Consider the following 19,605-nt stretch of genomic DNA (forward strand, 5'->3'; position numbering starts at 1 on the left):
ATTTGCTCGTTGTAACTGGAGCAAGTTACTTGAAACTGCCCGCATTAGACGTTATATCTAACTAAGAATCATTCCTGTTTTCGTTGTCTGGGTGTTGGAGAGTGGTATGAGTAAGCGTCTGTGTAAGTTAAATCGTCGTGATATTAGCGACAACCTCGGTGAAATACACCGATTAGTCACTGAGCCTAAATACCTATGCCGCTCCTGTTCCCGATCTTCTGTGGACAAATCAACGCTGTGCAAGCCTGCAGCGATTCCTCCTGCCTCTTGTCAAAATAAGCCAGTTCACGAGCAACAGCAATGTGGTGTTCTTGCTGAAGCTTTGCCTCAAATTCGCCCTGCTAAGTTGGAAAAGCTCTCAGAGAAAAAAGTCAGCAAAACATCAGTGTTAGAGGCAAATTTGATTGATTCAGAGATGATGGACGTCGTGGACAAAAAAGCGGTAAAACGAGCCAAGAAGGCCCTAAAGGCACAGAAAAAAGCTCAGAAGAAGTTGCTGAAAGTACTCAAGAAGAGCCAAAAGCTCGCTCGTAAACAGAGTAAGTTGGAACAGAAGTATCAGCTCGCGGCTAATGTGGTTGAGAAGCAGGTTGTTAAAGTGCAGCCAGAACAGCTGCACTAGTTTTCTCTAGATGGAAGTCCTAAGCGTTATTGAACTGGGCTTCCGCTCTCGGTTTCACCCACAGTTCGTTGACCACTAACGACAGCAGAATGATTCCGCCTCCAATCGACAGTTTTACTAAATCCACATCGCGATTCCAAATCACAATATTGACGATAAGCCCGGCAGGAACCAATAAGTTATTCATCACGGCTAGCGCCCCTGCATTGACCAGACACGCCCCTCTGTTCCAAATGAAATACCCCAAGCCCGATGCAATTACACCCAAGTAAATCAGCACGCCCCATTGCAGGCTGGTGGTCGGCATCTTGTCAAAACTGCCAAACAGCGCAAAGGCGATCGTTGCCACGATGGTTGCTCCAAAGTAGAAGTAACCAAACACACTATGCTGTGGCAGTTCAATGTCTGCTTGCTCCATCACATATTTATAACCAACCTGTCCAATAGCAAAACAGAGGTTGGCTCCCTGTACCACGAGAAAGCCCGTGATGAAGTTGTCGTTGATACCTGCAAATTTGATAAAGGCAGCGCCAGCCACCGCAATCGCGGCAGTGATAAAATACCAAGGAGAAAAGCGTCCTTTTAGGAAATCATAGAAAAGTGTTACGTAAATGGGAGTAAAAACAGTGAACAGCAACACTTCAGGTACGGATAGCAATAAGAAGGACTGATAGTAGAAGCAATACATCAAGCCTAGTTGGATACCACCAATGGCCATCAGCTTGGCTTTTAAGGCTCCTGGCACTTGTCTAAAGTTAGTAAAAGGCAAAAAGACTAACGCGGCTAGCACCACACGCATTAGAACTGAGAACCACGAATCCACCTGACCCGCTAGATAGACCCCGATTAGGCTAAAAGAAAAAGCCCAAAGCAGAGTGACAGAATAAAGATAACCCATTGCTTAAACATGTTGTTAATGTGAACGATGGAGCTATTGTAACATCTTTGTGAATCAATACAGATCGGATCAAAAAAGGCTCCTTTCGAAGCCTTTTACTGCAAGTTAGTCCTTAATCGGAACCACTAACATATCGACAGGTGAGGTATTGATAAGCTGGCGAGTCGAAGACAGGATTTTACTCCAGAAATCTTGGTGATGACCACATACCACAAGGTCGACATTGTATTCACCAATGGTATCGCGCAGCTCGTTACTTAAATCACCACTACCTACTAATGAATGCTTAATTGGGTAACCTGCGTATTCTGCGAAATCTCTTAATTGAGTCATCGAGGCTTCCATCGCCTGATGTTGTGTCTCGGCCATGTTTAAATCAATCAGCCCGGTGTACAGCTCGGCATAATTGACATCAATATGGATAAATGAAACCTCTGCATCCAGTGGCTTCGCGAGAGAGACCGCCTTGTCTATGAGCATTTTGCTTTCTTCTGAGAGATCTAATGCGACCATAATATGTTTATAACTCATAACGCACTCCTCCTGACGTTAGTACTATGGAAAACATAGCATTTTCCTCCTTAAAATTATGTTGATGTGATCTCAAATCGTTATCCAAAGTACAAATTACAGGCGGTCATTCGTGATCCTGTAAAAATATATCGCGTTTGAACAGAGAGCCTGTTTTGCGCCAGCTAGAGATGAAAAAGTGGAGTCCATAAAGTTAATTCTCAGCAACAAGACAATAAATTGTGAGCAAAGTCGCCAAAGTTTTCTAGAATCAAAAGTAGCGATTGAGTATCCAGCAGGTTGCGAGTTTGGGTTTGAGATCAGAGACTCCTCAATAAGTTATGTTATAGTGGCGTTAACTTTTGAAATAAAATTAGGAGTCTAGAATGCTTTCTCCAGCAATGGTTCAGCATCTGAATGAGCAAATTAACCTCGAATTCTTCTCATCCAATCTATACTTACAAATGAGTGCTTGGTGTGAAGACAAAGGTTTTGAAGGCGCGGCGCTATTTCTTCGTAAACACGCTGACGAAGAAATGCAGCACATGCACAGACTGTTTACTTATGTGAGTGAGACTGGTGCGTTACCGATTTTAGGTAGCATCGAAGCTCCAAGACATGATTTCGAAAGTCTAGGCGATGTGTTCCGTGAAACTTACAAGCATGAGCAGATGATTACTGAAAGAATCAACAAGCTTGCTCATGTGGCGTTCACCGCTCAGGACTACTCAACGTTTAACTTTCTTCAGTGGTATGTTGCGGAGCAACATGAAGAAGAAAAATTGTTTAAAGGGATCTTAGATAAGCTAGAACTCGTAGGTGAGAATGGTCAGGCGCTATTCTTTATCGACAAAGATTTAGCAGTGTTAGCAAAAGAGGGTTCTTCTTCCATTATGGACGCCCCAGCTGAGTAATCTCAGCGTCTAAAAGTCGACTGTTCGTCTTTTTCTCTTGGGTGTCTAGGAAGATGTAGGGAGGAAAAGATGATCAGTGGAGACACTATTCTATTAGCATTGATGCTCATTACCTCAGTCAATATGGCGAGGTATCTGACAGCACTACGCGCACTTATATTCATCATGCGTGAAGCGCATCCGTTGCTCTATCAGCAAGTGGATGGACGAGGCTTCTTTACGGCGCACGGCAATATGTCGAAGCAAGTGAGACTGTATCACTATCTCAAAACTAAAGAATACCTCCACCACCACGATCCAGTGTTTACCGGAAAGTGCGACAGAGTGCGTGAGCTGTTTGTACTTTGCTGTGCGCTTATTGGTGTCACCTTGTTTGCTGGATTTTTGCTTTAACGACAAAGCATTACGGCACCTTTTATAAGGTGAGATTGAGGTAACACAAGGATAAGGCGTTGTCGCGAACCGGGCTAATGGCTCCGGGGAGTTGGCTTTATTTAATGAAGTCGCTAAAATAGCGCCAAATTGTCGAAAGGATGTGCAATCAGCACATCCTTTTTTTATTGAAATTCTTGTCGGAACGTCGTGATGAGTCAAAAAGTAGATGTGGTTGTTATTGGTGCTGGTGCTGCAGGTTTAATGTGTGCAGCAGAAGCGGGAAAACGTGGGCGTAGTGTGCTCGTGCTTGATCACGCCAAAAAACCAGGTCGAAAAATTCTTATCTCTGGTGGTGGTAAATGTAATTTCACCAACTACGACGTTTCTGCCAGTAACTATCTGTGTAGCAATCCACACTTTGTGAAATCGGCCCTGTCTCAGTATACCAACTGGGATTTTATTGCCATGGTGAGCAAATACGGCATTGAGTTTGAAGAGCGCGATCACGGCCAACTGTTCTGTTTAGAGTCGGCAAAAGATATCGTCAAGATGCTGCTGTCAGAATGTGAAACACCGAATATTCGCTTCGGCTATCAAACCGACGTACACAGTATTGAGAAGACGGAGTCCGGTTTCTCTTTGCACGCTGATACTGATGTTATCGAATGTGAATCATTGGTTGTCGCTACTGGTGGGTTATCGATGCCTAAACTGGGGGCAACCCCGTTTGGTTATAAGATTGCTGAGCAGTTTGGTCTCGAAGTAAAACCTACAACTGCGGGTTTAGTGCCATTTACTCTGCACAAGGAAGACAAAGAGGATTTCGCGGAGCTATCGGGTATTGCGGTACCTGCGGAGATTACCGCTAATGACGGCACTTTGTTTAAAGAAGCCTTGCTGTTTACTCACCGTGGTCTGTCTGGACCGTCAGTGCTACAGATTTCTTCTTTCTGGAAGCCGGGTCAAAGTGTGTCGGTTAACCTAGTTCCAGAAGCGGATATTGATGAACTGCTTGCTCGTTCGTTGGAAAAGCATCCAAATCAAAGCTTGAAGAATACTCTGGCACGTGTGCTTCCTAAACGTTTAGTGGAAGTGCTTATTGAGCGCAAAGTATTTGCAGACAAACCATTGAAGCAGTACCACGCCAAAGAGTTGGTGGCAATTCGCGAAGCATTAGAGCACTGGAAAATCGCACCGAATGGCACTGAAGGGTATCGAACGGCTGAGGTGACGCTTGGCGGTGTGAATACCGATCATCTCTCTTCTAAAACGATGGAATGCAAATCGATCCAAGGTTTGTTCTTTATTGGCGAAGTCATGGACGTCACAGGCTGGCTTGGTGGCTACAACTTCCAGTGGTGCTGGTCTTCCGGTTTTGTAGCTGGTCAGCATGTTTAATTAACCATCCTTATTCAGCATTCTCTCTCGTTGGGCTTCTACACATTTAGAGAAGCCCATCGTGTACTAACTCTCATCTTCAACTCTCTTTATCCTATCTAAAAATGTGATGCACTTAAAAGACCTTACTTTTAAAGAGGTAATTGGAGAAAATAATTCTCCAATTTTGGTTTTTGATAGTAAATAAGGTAAAAAAAATCTCTAACAAAGCTCGTATAGTGTACCTATTCGCTTAAAAGCATATCAGCCTGAAACGCTTGTTGAACGGGTTGAGATTCATAATTTTCGGTCTTGGAATTCTGAGGCTTGGTGAGTATAGGTGTATTTATGAGAACTGAACTTTGGGATGGTTTTACCCGCTTAATTAAAAAAGAAGTCGTACCTGCATTGGGTTGTACTGAGCCAGTATCGGTTGCACTAGCGAGTGCGATTGCCGCTCAAAAGCTTGCTGGAGATATCCAGATGATCTCGGTCCATGTTTCTCCTAACTTAATGAAAAATGGTATGGGTGTTGGTGTTCCAGGTACTGGAATGGTTGGGTTGTCGATCGCGGCGGCTATCGGTGCCGTGGCTGGTGAGCCAGAGGCTGGGCTTGAAGTTCTCAAAAATATTACGCCGGAAGATGTGACTCAAGCGAAATCATTGCAAAGTGCAGTGACGGTCGAAGTAGCCGACGTGCTCAACATTATTTATGCCAAAGTCGTGGTCAGTGATGGTGAACATCGCGTCGCTGTGACCATTGCAGACAGCCATACTAATGTAGTGTCGATTGAAGAGGATGGCTTAACCACTTACATCAATACACAAGAGCAAGAGGCAGAAACAGCTTCTGAGCCAACAGAAAGTCCAATGAAAGATGCTTGTGCACAGGACATTTTTGACTTTGCTCTGAATGCGCCGTTAGAAAGCATCAGCTTTATTGAGCAAGCCTATCAGCTGAACAATGACCTATCCCATGAAGGGTTAAGCCAAGACTATGGTTTGCAAGTTGGCGCTACATTTAAGCGTAATGTCGACAAAGGTTTGCTTGCTAAAAGCTTGATGACGGACGTACTTTGTCGAACTTCGGCTGCGTCGGATGCTCGTATGGATGGTGCGATGAAGCCTGCGATGAGTAATTCGGGTTCGGGAAATCAAGGTATTTCCGCAACAATGCCTGTTGTGGTAGTAGCTGAGCATGTGCATGCTGACCGAGAAACCATGATTCGAGCACTGATGTTATCTCATTTAATGGCAGTCTATATTAAGAGCTATCAACATAAATTGTCGGCACTATGCGGAGCGACAACCGCTTCGATGGGAGCTGCGGCCGGAATGACATGGCTTCTCGGTGGTAACTTCAAGCAAATTAGCGATGCGATATGCAGTATGATTGGTGACGTGGCAGGCATGATTTGCGATGGTGCGAAAACCAGTTGCGCTATGAAGGTCTCATCCTCTGCTGGTGCTGCTTTTAAGGCGACATTGATGGCGTTGGATGGTATTCGCGTAACAGGAAACGAAGGCATTGTCTCAGAAAATGTGGATGAGTCTATTCGTAATCTTTCTAGTCTTGCAAATGGTGCGATGACTCAGACTGATGTTCAAATTCTAGAGATCATGGTGAACAAGTAACGCTCTTTGGTGCCCAAATTGTTCTATGTGTTGACAGGTAAAAATAAGCTAAATTGAATACAATAAAAGGCCAATGCTTCATTGGCCTTTTTTACTTTTCTTGTAGGGTTGTTTTCTTCAGCCTAAAACCACCTTCTTTCCTCTCTTTATGGAGCGTATATTCGTGCTTAATAGCATGTTAGTAATATTTGTTATTAACGTTATTTTCTGTGTAATTGTTGAATTTATATTGCAAAGAAATACCTATAAGTAGATTTTAGAACAAATTTCATAAAAGGGTTTATTATTCTTATTTGAAATAAAAGGCTTTTTATATATTGTTATTTATTATTAGTGCAGATATAAAATAAGAGGGAATTGGTTCGGTTATTTATTTTTGGTTATTTTATTTCTTATTGTGTGATCTTGTTCAACTTGAAGGACATATTAGTTAACGTTTTTATTGTTGTTAAATGTTGTGCTATGTCACAAATATGCATTGTTTAAAGGTGGGTTTTATTGATTGTAATCAAAGTGAGAAATTGTTTTTGTGCGGTGTCTCTATGAGTAGAATTATATTCTAATTATCTATTTTAATTTAAGAAAAGGAAAAAATTTTTCTCATATTGTTAATGTACTCTCTAAAAATCATCTAAGTTCCACTTAGAAAATAACAAAAAAATAGAACAATAATTAATTCCAAAACGGAGACGTACAATGACACAGATTAGTGATGGCATCGAGCTAAGAGAGCAAGAAACGCCTTACGAAAAAGCAGGAATGTCGCTGCAAGAATGGCAAAAAGCCATTAAATTCGATAGCGTAGATATTGGTTGGATTGTGATGAGTATCGGTATGGCTATTGGTGCTGGTATCGTATTTCTTCCGGTTCAAGTCGGGGTAATGGGACTTTGGGTTTTCTTACTCTCTTCGGTTATTGGTTACCCTGCCATGTACTTATTCCAAAAGCTGTTCATTAATACATTGGCTGAATCAAAAGAATGTACTGACTATCCGGGAGTCATTACTGGCTATTTAGGCAAGAACTGGGGTATGGCTTTAGGTGCATTATATTTCATCATGCTAGTTATCTGGGTGTTAGTTTATTCCCTAGCAGTGACTAATGACAGTGCATCATACCTGCATTCATTTGGAGTGACAGAAACGAAGTTAAGCGATAATGTTTTTTATGGATTAGCACTTATTTGTGTGCTTTCTTTTATCGGCTCTAAAGGTGAAAAGCTGTTGTTTAAACTGTCTGGGTTTATGGCAGTAACGGTCCTCTCACTGGTTGCACTAATGGGTGTGCTTTTGGTTGCAAGATGGGATTTTAATAATATTCCAGCGGTGGGCAATATAGGCCCTATGATTAAAGATGCCATTATTACTCTACCATTTACGCTGACCTCAATTTTATTCATCCAGTCTCTTAGCCCGATGGTGATTTCTTATCGCTCTCACGAGAAGTCTATCGAAGTTGCGCGTTATAAAGCGACCCGTGCGATGAAGATTGCCTTTGCGATTCTCTTTGTTATCGTATTCTTCTTTGCTGTTTCCTTTACGTTTGCTATCAGCCAAGACCAAGCGGCTGATGCAATGAACCAAAACATTTCTGCGTTAGCGATTATTGCTAAATACTTCCCAGGCAGCTGGGCGACCATTGCTGGTATCGTAATCAATATCTTTGCTGTTGTGACGTCTTTCTTCGGCGTATTCTTGGCATTCAAGGAAGCGTGTACTGGTTTGGCTATGAATGTGATTCTACGTAAATACGATGAGTCTCAAGTAGATGCTAAATTGATCAGCAAGTTGGTTACTGTTTTCATTATTTTACTTGCTTGGGGTGCTATCGCCATCAATGCTCCAATCCTATCATTTACTTCGATTTGTAGCCCTGTGTTTGGTTTGGTTGGCTGTTTGATTCCAGCGTACTTGGTGTATCAAGTCCCGCATTTAGCGAAGTATAAAGGCATGGCGACCAATATGATTATCGTAACGGGTATCCTGCTTTGTATCTCTCCGTTCTTAGCGTTCTTGTAATCAAATACATAATTATACGCTAGCCTAAAAAAACGCCGAGCATTGAGCTCGGCGTTGCTGTTTTTACATTATCCATTTCCACCAAATGAATAAGGCGAGGAAACCGAACAAATAGATTAAGCCTAGAATTGACAGTGCTTTTAGCTTACTGCCCATTTGGAGAGCTGTCGGTAGCTCCGTTTTAGAGACAAGAATGTAGTTCAAAAGAGCAAAAATAGGCGTCGTCACAAAGGCCATGATCATCGCAAAGTTGAGCATTGGCATTAGCGCTTGAGCAAAGAAGGCGATGATAGAGATCGCGACAATAGAAACCACGATGACCCAGGCTTGATAAGTCTTCGGATTCTCTTCCGTTTGATTTTGTAGCAGACGTTGTGACTCCGCGATTGCGCGTGAATAACCGTCGATCACCGTGATAGTACTACCAAAGATACAGAAGAAGGCGATGACCGCAATTAGATAACGAGACCATTCACCGATGGTCGAAGCATACATGCTCACCAACTGATGGGAAAATCCTACGCCTGATGCTGAAAGCTCAGTACCAGAGCCATGAATTACCAAAGCACCTAAGGCGACAAAAACAATCGCCAATACTGCTGTACCAATATAACCGACGTTGAAATCAAACAGAGCAGACTCAGCAGTTACTTTTTGTTTCTTACACTGACTCTTGAGCCACATAGATGTGATGCTAGAAATCTCAATTGGAGCAGGCATCCAACCCATGGTAACCACAATGAAGCCAATGGCGGCAATCGTCCAAGGAGAAGGGGATTGATAATCTGCCGGAGCTACACTGCCGTTAGAAGCGGCGATAACGACAGCTGTAACCGTCGCAACGGTGAGTGTTGCCATGATGGCTTTTGACAGCCCATCCAATGCCCTGTAGTGCCCTGCAAACAGAATTGCTACACAAGTCACTAAGACCACGCCACATAGAGCTAACGAAGGTAGTTCAAAAGGTAGGAAATAACCAAGTAGGCTGGCACTGAATAGTAGAAGCGCTGCGGTGTTTACCACTGCAGAAATAACATTGAGAATCGTGAAGACCCAAAGGTAGCCGCGACCAAGTCCCGCGTAGCCTTGAATAAGGCTATCACCAGTACCTACGGTATATTGAACACCTGCTCGGAAGAATGGGTATTTAAATAGGTTTACGAGCAGAATGAGTGCAGCTAATTGCCAACCATAAATAGCACCTGCTTTGGTTGAAGCGACGAGATGTGAACCGCCAACGGCGGCGGCAGCCATCATAATGCCGGGGCCAAGTGAACGAATTAATTGAGAGATGCCGGGACGAGCGGCACTGGATGAAGGAATGGAGTTATCCATAAAGCATTTCCTTTGTCATTATTATCCGTAGAGGGAGTGTTGGGCTGTATCTAAATATTTACACTTTGATTATTAATTTATTTAGTGCGCTTACATTTCTACAGGTTTTTTAGAGTGATGCAATGTCAAAAAGGCCATGTCATTTTCCAATTTGGAGTTAATGATTATTTTGGTGGTTTTTTCTGGAGTTTTGTGCTGATAAAGAGAGGGGCGGAAAAGGTTCGTTTTTGAGATCTAGGTAAAAAAAGTATGAAAAAAACGGCTGATGATGCAGTAAACCAAACGTTTTAAACGCTTGGTTTACTGCAGTTGATAAGCGGAGTGAAGTTATGCTTTGCGTTTGATTTGCTGAACAACTAGTCCGATAACAATCAGTACTAAGCCAACTAACGTGGATGGATGTATTTCTTCGCCGATAACATATGCTAGCAACATCAAAGAAATAAACGGTGATGCAAATATAAGGTTACTAATACGAGCGGTGTTCTGCGTTAGTTTCAGCGCACTTAGCCATAAGACAAAGGTTATGCCCATCTCAAATAGACCCACATAAGACACCGCCAGCCAACCTTTGATGCTGATGGTTGACCACGCTGCGCCTTCATAAAGTGCGACGGCAAAGGCAAACGGTAGTGCGACTAAAAAACCGAGTAACACACCAACAACAGGGTCGGCGGTATTGCGAGTATTTAAGATCCAATAACCCGCCCAAAGTAGAGTAGAAAGCAGAGCTAAACCGACGCCAGCAGGACTATCGAACTGTAATCCCAGTACATCGCCTTTGGTGGCGATAACCACAACACCTAAATAGCCCAACGCACATGCAAACCAGTCTTGAGGGCGAATTTTCTGCTTTAGAAAAACCGCGGCCATTAAGGTCAAGGTAATGGCCCAACTGTAGTTGATGGGCTGAGCTTGCGAAGCCGGTAGCAAGTCGTAAGCTTTGAACAAAATTAGGTAATACGCTAGCGGGTTAATCAAACCAAGTAGCAGATAATAAAATGGGTTTGAGACAAAGGTGGTCTTTACTTGCGACAAGGTACCTTGAAATGCGCAGACTGCGACTAAGGCAAGGGTTGAGGCGAATGAGGCTGCTGCGACCATTTGTGCTGGTGTGAATTCAGCTAAAGTCAATTTAAATGCCGTCGCGACTGTTGACCACAGGAGGACAGCGGACAATCCGAAGATGATTGCCTTGCGTTCGTTATGCATGAAAGTGAGTCTGGGTGAATAGGTTAGAATGTCAGCATCTTACCAGTGAATAAGGTGATGGGAACAAGCAATTTTTAGATTGTTAGCTTAGTCACAGCGAAATCAAGGGGGGCAGTGGTGTTAAGTCGATAAGCGGTGCTTGTTGCCAATGGGTTTCGCTGGCAAACAGCCACATTGTCGTCACGCGATCTTGTCTTAGTGAATTCACGTCGACTAATGCCAATAGAGCATAAAACCGGTGAACGTAGTGTGTGGTCTCAGTGGGTAATCGTAAATCTGAAAATTGCCGACTACCCGCTCTTTTGATGGCTCGCTGTACACGCCCTTCACCTGCGTTGTAGGCGGCGAGAGTCAGGTTAATATCACCGTCAAACTTGTTATACAGAAAGTCGAGATATTGCATCGCCGCATGTGTGCTCGGCGCTATCTCAAAACGTTGGTCGTGCTGCTGAGTCACTGTGAGCCCAAAACGTTTCGCAGTAGCCGGCATTAGCTGCCAAAGCCCGGCTGCTTTTGCAGGCGAAATAGCTTTAGGGTTATAGGAGGACTCAAGCATGGGAACTAAAACTAAACTGTCTGGCAGAGAACGCTTAGAGAGCTGTTTGAAGATCTCATTGACCAAAGGATTGAATTCTTCAAACTTCTTCATGATCTGTTTTTGGTAAGGCTTTAGAGTGTCTAAATGGGGCTGGATTGCACTCTCTGGCGGCTGACTATTCGCATGACTAGGACGAAACCAGAGACACGCAAAGATAATTCCCACCCATAATAGTAAGTGGTAACAGTAGATGTTGCGGTTCAGGTTACCTGACATGTTCCCCATAACAGTGTTGTTCTTGCCCTGTTAACTCCCCGAGTAACTCATGGAAAGCGGCCGAACTTTGTCCATTGTCATGATTGTACTTTTGACACTCTTTAATCAGCGCCTCTAGAATTTGCCATTGCTTGGCAATACTATCGGACAGCTTGGCTGGCAGAGCGCGAATGAGCTTTTTAGCTCCGTTTTCAGAACATGGTAGTTGCAGTTGTTGCAACGTGTGGCTGCGTTTACTGGCATTGCTTCCTAGTTGCTTGAGAACTGGCAGTTGGTTATGAATATTGTTACTCAATGCTTCACCATCAAACTTTAAGTACAGCGCTTTTTGATGCTGTAGCAGTGCCAATAGCTTGCGATAAAGCTTGATGTCTTCAGAGATTGAAAGTACAAATTGCTGGACTAGCTCTGTCCTTGTTGCTGCCATTTAGTATTCCTCTTGCTGAGACATAGCCCATTAAATAACGGCTAAGACTCATGTCCTGTATGAAAACGCATTACTGCTTGTGATAACGCTTTGACGTCTAGTCCCAACTCACCTTTCGCCAGTGCATTACGAACCGCCTCAACCTTTGCCATATCGACATTCGGCATTGCGGCAAGTTCGGCTTGGGCTTTATCCAATGCTGCTGTATTGGCATTAAACGCCGACTCAGAAACGGTCTTGCGCGTCGGAGCTTCAGTGATCTGTGTTTTAGATTGATTAAAGTTGGTTTGAGGGACGTGCCCACCGGACACCTTGTCGATTTTCATTGCTATGTTGTCCTGTCGCTGTGTCGTTAACAGTATAGGGCGGCAAAAGTGAAGGCAGTATTAAATCTGCCTTGATGAATTTGGGTCTTTTTATTTTTTACAGCAGAAATCCGATTTGACTCGAGCACTAAAATCAAAAATTGTTATCTTGAGCCAGAAATTAGAATTGAGTGTGAACTTGGTTCAAACCTGTTACCACAGCTCGAATTACTTTCTTAGATTGGCTATTTTGCACCTCGATTTGCTCCCCAGCTCCACCGGTTTCCAACGCAATGCCTTTCGTGCTGGCATTGAATTTTCCTTTTGCTGCAATGATGACGACTTCATTACCCTTCTCGACGAGCGGGGGCTTGACCACGAAGCTGGCATCAATGATTTGCCCTGTTCGCATACGGCGAGAGACTTGGTTGCCAATGATTTGTGATAAATCGGCAACGAAATGAACGGCGCGATTGAGAGTGCGAGTTTCCAGTTGTACTGATGCAGCAGTGATCTGAGTGTCTCGATTTAATGTTTGACTGGCGACGGCCACAGGCAGCGATAAGGTCACTTTGGCGCTGGTATTGATGCGCCAATCGTTGTGACCATCTTGGCATTGCACACTGCGTCTTAAGTTGCCTACAGGCAGTGCCTGACTATCTCGGCTTGTGATAATCAATGGTGCTTGGCATTTCGCTAAATGTTTTGCTGACTCTGGAACGAACATCACCAGATTGGTTTCGTAGTGTTGCCAGTTTTGTCTCTGGGCGGTGCGTTCGATCTCCGCCAAGACGGACTGTTGTACTGCCACTTCCACGTCTTGTGGCGTCATTTTTTGCTGAATTTCGGCCTGTGAAGGTAAAGTAAGCAGCAGCAAAAAAGCACTTCCTAGCCACTTCCTCATCCCACGTCTTGCTTCCGTAAAACGGAAGTTCCATTTCCTGATAAATATGTAAGTCATTGTTTTTGTTTTATAAAAAAATTGGCACATATCTTGTTATTTCCCTTGGTACTTCGCCCATTTAAGGACAAGAGACATGGCAATCAGTTTTGATAGTGCATTGGGGGTTCACCCACAAGCACTCAACTTTCGGGTTCAGCGTACCAAGGTGCTTGCTAGTAACTTAGCAAATGTCGATACCCCTGGATACCTAGCCAAAGACTTGAGTTTTACCACCGTGATGAAGCAAGCCAATCCAAATGGTGTGCATACGCCAACACCAAAATTGGACATTGCGACGCAATACTCAGTGCCTTACCAAAACAGTAAAGACGGCAATACCGTTGAGCTCGGTGTAGAGCAAGCCAAGTTCACCCAAAACAACATGGATTTCCAAACCAGTCTGACCTTTATGAATATGAAATTCAGTGGTTTGGCTAAAGCGATAGAGGGACGCTAATCATGTCATTCACTGATATCTATTCCATCGCAGGCTCTGCGATGACGGCGCAAACTGTGCGATTGAACACAGTGGCAAGTAACTTGGCAAACGCTGATGCCGTGTCGGCTAACCCAGATGATGCTTACAAAGCGTTAAAGCCAGTATTTGCCACGGTATACAGTCAAACTCAACTTGCCGCGGGACAAAATGTGTATCCGAATGCGGAAGTACGCATTGTTGATGTGGTGCAAAGTGATGCCAAAGCCGATCAGCGTTTTGAACCGAATAACCCGCTGGCAAATGAAGAAGGCTATGTGTACTACCCTGGTGTCGATGTGGTGGCGGAAATGGCCGATATGATGTCGGCAACTCGAAGCTTTGAAACCAACGTTGAAGTGCTGGCTAATGTGAAAAGCATGCAGCAAGGCTTGTTGAGACTAGGAGAAGGACGCTAATGAGTATCGCGCAATTTACCGCTCTGGATACGGACACGCCGGTTGCGAGTCAAAGTAATGCTGGTATCGCGGCCAACCCACAAGACATGAACAGCGCAACGTCACTGCAAAATGAGTTTATCACCTTGATGGTGGCGCAGATTCAAAACCAAGACCCACTGAACCCACTAGACGGCACTGAGTATGTCAGCCAATTAGCACAGTTCTCACAGGTACAGAGTACCGAGAATATGTCGATGCTGATGCAAAACAGTATGGTACTGCTGGATAACATGCAGGTGCTTTCAACGGCAGGGCTAGTGGGGCAAACCGTGTATGTCAGTGGTAATGAAGTGGAGTTATCGGACGGGATACAAAACGGCCGCGTTGAGCTGGCGCATTCATCCAATCAAGTGACCTTAGTTGTAGAAGACGAGTTCGGTCAGAAAACCAAAGTACCGCTTGGCGCACACCCTGCGGGAGACGTGGATTTTTCAATCAACCCTGAAGAGTTGGGTCTTAAGCCCGGTAAGTACTCGCTATCGGTAGAGGTTCAAGAAGGTCAGGCGGACCCTAACTTATTGCTTGCCGGTGAAGTGAAGCAAGTACGAATTCCAAGTAACGGAGGCGCAGCCATGGTGAATATCGCTGGTGTTGGCAATGTGCCTTTCTATCAAATCAGTCAGTTTGGTGCCTAGCGCCTACGCTCATCGCACAACAACGTGCTGAGACACATTATCAGAATTAGAGGACATTATGAGCTTTGATATCGCATTAAGTGGCTTGGACGCTACTAACACTCAGCTTAATACCATCAGCCACAATATCGCTAACGCATCGACTTACGGTTTTAAAGAAGCGCGCACAGAATTCTCTGCGGTGTATAACGGTATGCAAGCCGGAGGGGTAGAAGTCGCATCCATCTCGCAAAACTTTGATAAGAACGGTTCGGTTTCGGGAACAGGTCGTGCTATGGACTTAGCCATCAATGGTAATGGCTTCTTCGTCACTAAAGACCATATGGGGCAAACGCTGTATACCCGTGCGGGCGTATTTGGTACCGATAAAGACAACTATGTGGTTGGTAATACGGGAGCGAAACTGCAAGGTTATGGTGTTGATAGCAACAATAATCTACTGACGGGTTCAGTGGGTGATCTGAAGATCAGTACTTCATCACTAGCCGCACAAGCGACTGATAAGTTGGACTTCGTGGCTAACTTTGACGCCAGCTCAAAAATCGTCGATCAAACGGTGAATCCTTTTGACCCAGCAGATCCAGATTCTTTCAACTCATCATATACCTCCAAAGTTTATGACTCATTAGGCAACTCGCATACGGTGACTCAGTACTTCACTAAGACTGCAGACAATACTTGGGAAGTGAATGTTCAGGTTGACGGTGGCAGTACGCCAGCACAAACGGTTCCGGTTACCTTCAATCCGGATGGCACACTAGCCTCGCCAACGGGCAGCTTTAACGTTGCGTTTCCTGCGGCAGGTGCGAATGCCATGAGCATCGATATTAGCCTCGAAGGCAGCACTCAGTTTGGAGCGGCATTTGGTGTGAGTACCAACAATCCCAACGGTTACACCTCTGGTGAATTAGCAGGTGTACGCGTTGAAGATAACGGCATGGTGTTTGCGACCTACACCAATGGTCAATCTCAACTGCAAGGACAAGTGGTGTTAGCCAACTTTGCCAACCCTCAAGGGCTTGCGAAAACCAATGGTACCGCATGGACTCAAAGCTATGGCTCAGGGGCACCAGTCATGGGTACCCCTGGCTCTGGTGTGTTAGGCGACCTAACGCCGGGTGCATTGGAAGGCTCGAACGTTGACCTGACCTCTGAGCTTGTGAACTTGATGACAGCACAGCGCAACTATCAAGCTAACGCTAAAACCATCTCAACGTCTGACAAGCTCACGCAAGCTCTGTTTAACGCAGTATAAGGTGTAGAGCATGGATAGCTTGTTATTCACAGCAACCACAGGGGCGAGCCGAGTACTCAAAGCGCAACACGTTCGCTCCAACAACTTATCGAACGCGGACACTGCAGGTTTTCGCGCAGATATGGAACGCGTTAAAAGCATTCCCCTACAAGGTTCTGGTTTTGATGGCCGCACTATGGTGGTCACCAACTCGGCAGCGACACGCTTTGATGCTGGCGATGTGGTGAAAACGGGCCGAGCGCTAGACATTGCCATCATGGGTGAAGGCTACATCAGTGTACAAACCCCTACCGGCAATGAGGCATACACTCGTGCCGGTAACATCAAAGTCGATGAACTGGGTGCGATGAGCATCAATGGTTTTGCCGTGGTTGGTGATAATGGCCCGATGGTACTGCCTGAGTTCCAAAAGGTAGAGATCAGTGAACGTGGTCGTGTTTCGGTGATTCCTCCAGGCGGTGGTGCCGAAGTGGAAGTAGGCACATTGAAGTTGGTCAAACCGGATATGAATCAACTGCAAAAGGAAAGCGATAGTTTGCTGCATAGCCTTGATGGTCAACCTTTTGCCGCTGATCCAACGGTAAACCTTGCCCCGGAACATATCGAAGGCAGTAACGTGTCAGCCATTGATGAACTGCTTAGCGTTATGTCACTTACCAGAAACTTTGAGATGCAAATCCGCATGATGAAAACGGCGGAAACCCTTGCGCAATCCGGCAACAAATTAATGAGTGCGAGCTAATCGCTCGCGCCAAGGAGTAAACCATGCATTCAGCATTATGGGTCAGTAAAACAGGGATGGCCGCCCAAGATACAAAAATGACGGCGATTTCCAATAACCTTGCCAACGTTAATACCGTAGGCTTCAAACGCGATCGAGTGGTGTTTGAAGACTTATTTTATAGCATTCAGCGCCAGCCAGGCGCGCAAGTCGACCAAGTGAACCAACTACCGACTGGGGTTCAGTTAGGTAGTGGTGTGCGTGTGGTGGGCACTCAAAAAGTCTTTACTCAAGGCAGCGCGCAAAACACAGGGCAAGACCTAGACCTAGCTGTGATGGGACAAGGCTTTTTCCAGATTGAAAACTCTGATGGCCAGATCATGTATACCCGAAATGGTCAGTTCCATGTCAATTCAGAAGGTCTGATGGTAAACAGCCAAGGTTTGCCATTGGAGCCTCAAATTCAGATTCCCGATAACGCTTTGACACTCTCTGTTGGTGTTGATGGCACGGTGACTGCGACCACGGCAGACGGTCCTGCGCCACAGGATCTAGGACAAATCACCCTAGCGAAATTTGTTAACCCAGCAGGTCTAGAAGCCATTGGCGGCAACTTGTTTAAAGAGACCGAAGCCAGTGGGCAAGCAGAAGAGCTGATTGCCGGTGAAGAAGGGGCGGGCAGTATCAAGCAAGGCGCATTAGAAGGCTCAAACGTGCAAGTAGTGGAAGAGATGGTCGATATGATCACCACCCAACGTGCTTATGAAATGAACGCCAAGGTGGTCTCGGCTGCCGATGACATGCTGAAGTTCGTCGCACAAGCGGTGTAGGTTAGTAAAGTTGGGAATTAACGGAAAAGGGATAAGTGGTATGAAATGGCTTTCTCGCTGGGGAGTGGTAATTGGGCTACTCGTGCTTACTGGCTGTGCAGCTCGACCAGAGTTTGTACCACCAGAGCCGGATGAACAAAAGTATGCGCCGCCTGAGCTCAATTACGCGCTGCCACAAGCAACGGGAGGAAGCCTCTATCGCCATCAATATAACTTAACCTTATTCCAAGACCGTCGAGCGTACCGAGTGGGTGATGTACTGACGATTTTGCTGGTGGAAGAAACGCAATCGAGCAAGAAAGCGGATACCAAATTCGGCAAGACGTCTAAAGTGGATTTTGGTGCGGCAACCGTTGGTGGAAACACCTTTGACGAGACGGCGGTGGGTCTTAATGGCAGCCGAGCTTTTGATGGCAGTGCCGCTAGCTCCCAAGGTAATAAGTTAGAAGGCGCTATTACGGTCACGGTACATGAAGTGATGCCCAATGGCGTACTTAAAATTAGCGGTGAGAAATGGATTCGTCTTAACCAAGGCGATGAATTTATTCGCGTCACGGGCATTATTCGTGCCGACGATGTGGACCGTTACAACCAAGTGTTTTCTCATCGCATAGGGGATGCGCGCATCACCTACTCTGGACGTGGTGCTTTAGCTGACAGCAACTCTGCTGGTTGGCTCACTCAGTTCTTTACCAGCCCATGGATGCCGTTCTAATGACTCAACAACGCTATTTCTTTACTTCAATTCTACTGGCATTTGCTCTCGGTATGATGTCATCAGCCAGAGCCGAGGTAGAAATCCCAATTATGGATCTGGTGGACGTACAGGGTGTGCGCACTAACCAGCTTGTTGGTTATGGTTTGGTTGTGGGTCTTGACGGCCAAGGGGACCGAAACCAAGTGAAGTTTACCGCTCAGTCTATCACCAATATGCTGCGCCAATTTGGGGTACAAATCGGTGATGATGCGAATCCAAAATTGCGTAACGTCGCCTCGGTGAGTGTCACTGCTTCGGTGGACCCGATGGCAGGCCCAGGGCAAATGTTGGATATAGTGGTCTCGTCAATTGGTGATGCCAAGAGTTTACGTGGAGGCACGTTACTCTTAACGCCATTGCGAGGTGTGGATGGTGAAGTCTACGCAGTCGCTCAGGGTAATGTGGTGGTTGGAGGAGTGTCTGCTGAAGGACGCAGCGGTTCTAAAATCGCAGTAAATACGCCCACCGCGGGACGAGTGCCTAATGGCGCAACCTTGGAACGTGAGATCCCGTCGGACTTTAACTCTCGTTCTCAAATCACGTTGAATCTGCGTAAAGCCAGCTTCACCACGGCAAAAAATATCGCTCGTGAAATCAATGGTACGTTTGGTCCAGATGTGGCCATTGCCATCAACAAAGTGCGTGTCGATATGCGCGCGCCAAAAGATACTCAGCAGCGTGTGACCATGATGTCGATGCTAGAAGAAATGAGTGTTGTAGAGGGACGCAAACCTGCTCGAATCGTCTTTAACTCGCGTACCGGCACGGTTGTCGTAGGACAAAACGTAAAAGTGACAGAAGCAGCGGTAAGCCATGGCAACCTAACGGTATCGATTACTGAGTCTCAACAAGTGAGCCAACCGAATGCTTTCGCTGACGGTGACACGGTTGTGGTCGATCAATCGAAAATTGATATCAGTGAAGACCAAGCGCAAATGGTGATCTGGCCTGAAGGGACAGAGCTCAACACCATTGTGAATGCCGTCAACAGCTTAGGGGCAACCCCAACCGATTTGATGTCCATTCTACAGGCCTTGCATGAAGCGGGTGCGCTCAATGCTGAGTTGGTAGTGATCTAGGAGAGT

Annotated in this window: 22 protein-coding genes; 14 read left to right on the forward strand and 8 right to left on the reverse strand. The window is 45.4% G+C overall.

Annotation, left to right across the window (positions count from 1 at the left end; genetic code table 11):
• Positions 1-106 precede the first annotated feature (106 nt).
• Positions 107-622, forward strand: coding sequence for a hypothetical protein (locus L2W36_RS19780; RefSeq protein WP_006072086.1), 516 nt, complete (start codon positions 107-109; stop codon positions 620-622).
• Between the two features lie 19 nt (positions 623-641).
• Here the strand turns inward: L2W36_RS19780 and L2W36_RS19785 are convergent, their stop codons facing one another.
• Both L2W36_RS19785 and uspA read right to left on the reverse strand, forming a co-directional pair.
• Complete coding sequence (locus L2W36_RS19785; protein WP_171390103.1) at positions 642-1,520, reverse strand: carboxylate/amino acid/amine transporter; 879 nt, start codon at positions 1,518-1,520, stop codon at positions 642-644.
• Positions 1,521-1,625: 105 nt separating this feature from the next.
• Positions 1,626-2,051 (reverse strand): universal stress protein UspA, encoded by a 426-nt coding sequence (gene uspA / locus L2W36_RS19790; RefSeq protein WP_006072089.1) that lies wholly within the window; start codon positions 2,049-2,051, stop codon positions 1,626-1,628.
• A gap of 365 nt (positions 2,052-2,416) precedes the next feature.
• Between uspA and ftnA the strand changes: the two genes are divergently transcribed.
• The 5 genes from ftnA (at position 2,417) to L2W36_RS19815 (ending at position 8,350) form a co-directional block, all read left to right on the forward strand.
• Complete coding sequence (gene ftnA / locus L2W36_RS19795) at positions 2,417-2,944, forward strand: non-heme ferritin (RefSeq protein WP_006072091.1); 528 nt, start codon at positions 2,417-2,419, stop codon at positions 2,942-2,944.
• A gap of 69 nt (positions 2,945-3,013) precedes the next feature.
• On the forward strand, positions 3,014-3,337 hold the full coding sequence (gene uspB, locus L2W36_RS19800; RefSeq protein WP_006072092.1) for a universal stress protein UspB: 324 nt from the start codon (positions 3,014-3,016) through the stop codon (positions 3,335-3,337).
• A gap of 192 nt (positions 3,338-3,529) precedes the next feature.
• On the forward strand, positions 3,530-4,717 hold the full coding sequence (locus L2W36_RS19805; protein WP_038228672.1) for an NAD(P)/FAD-dependent oxidoreductase: 1,188 nt from the start codon (positions 3,530-3,532) through the stop codon (positions 4,715-4,717).
• 327 nt (positions 4,718-5,044) lie between these two features.
• Entirely contained in the window at positions 5,045-6,331 is a 1,287-nt protein-coding gene (locus L2W36_RS19810) for an L-cysteine desulfidase family protein (protein ID WP_006072096.1), read from the forward strand.
• Positions 6,332-7,027: 696 nt separating this feature from the next.
• Positions 7,028-8,350 carry an amino acid permease gene (locus L2W36_RS19815; protein WP_038228676.1) on the forward strand — a complete coding sequence of 441 codons (1,323 nt, stop codon included), beginning with the start codon at positions 7,028-7,030 and terminating at the stop codon, positions 8,348-8,350.
• Between the two features lie 63 nt (positions 8,351-8,413).
• Here the strand turns inward: L2W36_RS19815 and L2W36_RS19820 are convergent, their stop codons facing one another.
• From L2W36_RS19820 to flgA, 6 genes are all read right to left on the reverse strand, one after another.
• A complete protein-coding gene (locus tag L2W36_RS19820) occupies positions 8,414-9,685 on the reverse strand; it encodes an NRAMP family divalent metal transporter (RefSeq protein ID WP_038228678.1) in 1,272 nt (423 codons plus the stop codon).
• Positions 9,686-10,012: 327 nt separating this feature from the next.
• The gene (locus L2W36_RS19825) at positions 10,013-10,897 is read right to left on the reverse strand and encodes a DMT family transporter (RefSeq protein WP_006072101.1); all 885 of its coding nucleotides are present in this window, start codon (positions 10,895-10,897) and stop codon (positions 10,013-10,015) included.
• 91 nt (positions 10,898-10,988) lie between these two features.
• Positions 10,989-11,711 carry a lytic transglycosylase domain-containing protein gene (locus L2W36_RS19830; protein ID WP_236111273.1) on the reverse strand — a complete coding sequence of 241 codons (723 nt, stop codon included), beginning with the start codon at positions 11,709-11,711 and terminating at the stop codon, positions 10,989-10,991.
• A complete protein-coding gene (gene flgN / locus L2W36_RS19835; RefSeq protein ID WP_006072104.1) occupies positions 11,701-12,138 on the reverse strand; it encodes a flagellar export chaperone FlgN in 438 nt (145 codons plus the stop codon). Before flgN ends, L2W36_RS19830 begins: the two co-directional genes overlap by 11 nt.
• 41 nt (positions 12,139-12,179) lie before the next feature.
• Positions 12,180-12,464, reverse strand: coding sequence for a flagellar biosynthesis anti-sigma factor FlgM (gene flgM, locus L2W36_RS19840; protein WP_236111277.1), 285 nt, complete (start codon positions 12,462-12,464; stop codon positions 12,180-12,182).
• A gap of 160 nt (positions 12,465-12,624) precedes the next feature.
• Positions 12,625-13,347 (reverse strand): flagellar basal body P-ring formation chaperone FlgA, encoded by a 723-nt coding sequence (gene flgA / locus L2W36_RS19845; RefSeq protein ID WP_006072107.1) that lies wholly within the window; start codon positions 13,345-13,347, stop codon positions 12,625-12,627.
• Positions 13,348-13,480: 133 nt separating this feature from the next.
• Between flgA and flgB the strand changes: the two genes are divergently transcribed.
• Genes flgB through L2W36_RS19885 form a run of 8 tightly spaced genes read left to right on the forward strand, consistent with a single transcriptional unit; the run spans position 13,481 to position 19,599 of the window.
• Positions 13,481-13,843 carry a flagellar basal body rod protein FlgB gene (flgB, locus tag L2W36_RS19850; RefSeq protein ID WP_006072109.1) on the forward strand — a complete coding sequence of 121 codons (363 nt, stop codon included), beginning with the start codon at positions 13,481-13,483 and terminating at the stop codon, positions 13,841-13,843.
• Positions 13,844-13,845: 2 nt separating this feature from the next.
• Positions 13,846-14,280 (forward strand): flagellar basal body rod protein FlgC, encoded by a 435-nt coding sequence (gene flgC / locus L2W36_RS19855; protein WP_006072110.1) that lies wholly within the window; start codon positions 13,846-13,848, stop codon positions 14,278-14,280.
• On the forward strand, positions 14,280-14,957 hold the full coding sequence (flgD, locus tag L2W36_RS19860) for a flagellar hook assembly protein FlgD (protein WP_006072112.1): 678 nt from the start codon (positions 14,280-14,282) through the stop codon (positions 14,955-14,957). The genes flgC and flgD overlap by 1 nt, the downstream gene beginning before the upstream one ends.
• A 58-nt stretch (positions 14,958-15,015) precedes the next feature.
• Complete coding sequence (gene flgE / locus L2W36_RS19865; RefSeq protein ID WP_006072114.1) at positions 15,016-16,212, forward strand: flagellar hook protein FlgE; 1,197 nt, start codon at positions 15,016-15,018, stop codon at positions 16,210-16,212.
• A gap of 10 nt (positions 16,213-16,222) precedes the next feature.
• On the forward strand, positions 16,223-16,954 hold the full coding sequence (locus L2W36_RS19870; protein ID WP_006072116.1) for a flagellar basal body rod protein FlgF: 732 nt from the start codon (positions 16,223-16,225) through the stop codon (positions 16,952-16,954).
• A 23-nt stretch (positions 16,955-16,977) separates the two neighbouring features.
• Positions 16,978-17,763 carry a flagellar basal-body rod protein FlgG gene (gene flgG, locus L2W36_RS19875; RefSeq protein WP_006072118.1) on the forward strand — a complete coding sequence of 262 codons (786 nt, stop codon included), beginning with the start codon at positions 16,978-16,980 and terminating at the stop codon, positions 17,761-17,763.
• Positions 17,764-17,803: 40 nt separating this feature from the next.
• Positions 17,804-18,478, forward strand: a complete 675-nt coding sequence (gene flgH / locus L2W36_RS19880) for a flagellar basal body L-ring protein FlgH (protein WP_006072121.1) — start codon at positions 17,804-17,806, stop codon at positions 18,476-18,478.
• On the forward strand, positions 18,478-19,599 hold the full coding sequence (locus L2W36_RS19885) for a flagellar basal body P-ring protein FlgI (protein WP_006072123.1): 1,122 nt from the start codon (positions 18,478-18,480) through the stop codon (positions 19,597-19,599). Before flgH ends, L2W36_RS19885 begins: the two co-directional genes overlap by 1 nt.
• The last annotated feature ends 6 nt before the right edge of the window (positions 19,600-19,605 follow it).

The sequence above is a fragment of the Vibrio sp. McD22-P3 genome, from assembly GCF_021568915.1.
Taxonomy (GTDB): domain Bacteria; phylum Pseudomonadota; class Gammaproteobacteria; order Enterobacterales; family Vibrionaceae; genus Vibrio; species Vibrio mediterranei.